The sequence below is a fragment of the Vibrio sp. 1978 genome (genome assembly GCF_033344345.1).
The window spans coordinates 1-578 of the sequence record NZ_JAWPOP010000791.1 but is presented as its reverse complement, the minus strand read 5'-3'; the positions used below and the strand labels follow the sequence as shown (position 1 = coordinate 578).

General features: G+C 48.6%; 1 protein-coding gene. It reads right to left on the bottom strand.

Features of this window, described 5'->3' with window-relative positions:
• Positions 1-578, bottom strand: a 578-nt coding sequence (locus tag R8N49_RS29130; protein WP_318190699.1) for a S49 family peptidase, incomplete at both ends; no start/stop codon positions are given.

Below are 578 nucleotides of genomic sequence, written 5' to 3'. Positions count from 1 at the left end.
ACTTGCAACCGTGTCACCGCCTACTGTTCCACGAGGTTGTTGACCATCCATGATGGCGCCACTTGCAACAACAACAGCAATATCATGGTTCGCGAGTGTGTAGTCTGGGCGAATCGTCGCTAGGTAGTCGTAATAACTAATGGCGTTATAACTGTCTTTACCATCGCTACCAAATTCTTTGGCGAATAGGGTACGAATATCTTGGCGTGTCGCCAATTCATCAACTAACCCCATTTTGACTGCCAATTGCGCCAAATCACCATCCACAGATTTCATCTCGGTAAGCAGTTCTTCCATCGTTGGGTTTAGCACTTTGGCGTTGATGTTGCGGTTAGTCGTCACGTCATCGACAAACGCGCTCCACAACTGAGTGACCCAGCGAGTGGCAGACTCTTTTGCCGCATCCGACATGTCGTCACGAATAAACGGCTCGATAGCCGATTTGTAAGTACCGACTCGGAAAACGTGAGTGGATACGTCTAACTTCTCTAGCAGAGTTTTGTAGTACATAGAATAAGCGCTGTAGCCCTTAATCAGCACGCCACCATCAGGCGCCATGTACACTTTATCGGCGTAGC